Annotated in this window: 1 protein-coding gene; it reads right to left on the reverse strand. The window is 55.4% G+C overall.

Translation table 11 applies throughout. The features are described 5' to 3' along the window. The coding region (locus tag ACYQ8U_RS23025; protein WP_459947898.1) for a molybdopterin-dependent oxidoreductase at positions 1–973 on the reverse strand (973 nt) is incomplete at its 3' end. Between the last annotated feature and the right edge of the window lie 183 nt (positions 974–1,156).

Here is a 1,156-nt window from a genome sequence, read left to right on the forward strand (position 1 = left end):
TATCAATATAGAATTCCTTGACGATTACATGGGTCATGGCCATGGCCAAAGCCGCGTCGCTGCCCGCCCGGGCCGGCAGCCAAGTGTCGGCGAACTTGACATATTCAGCATAATCCGGAGCCACCGCCGTCACTTTCGCCCCGCGGTATCTGGCTTCGGTGAAGAAATGGGCGTCCGGAGTTCTGGTCATCGGCAGGTTGGTTCCCCAGACGATCATATACGTTGACTCATACCAGTCGGCGCTCTCCGGTACGTCTGTCTGCTCACCCCAGATCTGTGGCGAGGCTGGAGGGAGGTCTGCATACCAGTCATAAAAACTGATGACGGAGCCGCCAATCAAGGAGAGAAATCGAGTCCCTGCTGCATAGGCAACCATGGACATGGCCGGGATGGGGGTGAAACCGAAAATCCGGTCAGGACCGTATCGCTGGATGGTATGGACCAGAGAAGCGGCGGTGAGCGTCGCGGCTTCTTCCCATGACAGGCGGACCAACCCGCCTTTGCCCCGGTCGCGCTGGTACCGGCTGCGTTTTTCGGGATTGCCTGCGATATCGCGCCAGGCCTTGACGGGATCGCCATGGGCAGCCAGGCTGTCCCGCCAGAGTTCCAGCAGCGACGAGCGGATAAGGGGGTATTTGATGCGGACAGGACTATAGGTGTACCAGGAAAAGGTGGAGCCACGGGGGCAGCCTCTGGGCTCATGGTCAGGAAAACCCTCGCCGCAGGCAGGATAGTCGGTGGCCTGGGTTTCCCAGACGATGATCCCGTTTTTAACATAAACATCCCACGAGCAGGAGCCGGTGCAGTTGACGCCGTGGGTGGACCTCACCTTTTTGTCATACTGCCAGCGATCACGATAAAAATGTTCCCACTCCCGCTGGCCGCAGCGATTTTCCGCCCAACCTTCAGAAATTTTCTCTTCCCGGCAGCCATCCTCGGTGCTGCGGGGGCGAAAAAAACGAAACCGCTTCATGAAATCTTTGCCGGACATCACAACCTCCCTGAGAGAAGGCAAAACGTTCAGACACGAAAACTATACAACCATGTACTTTTTAAAGCGGCAGGCAGTGTCTGTGTTTCACGGTGAACGATCTTGATTAAGTCGGTTGTCTTTACTTGTAAAATATCTGTAGGATTATATCAATGCAATTGATTT

It is taken from the genome of Desulfocastanea catecholica (assembly GCF_054657295.1).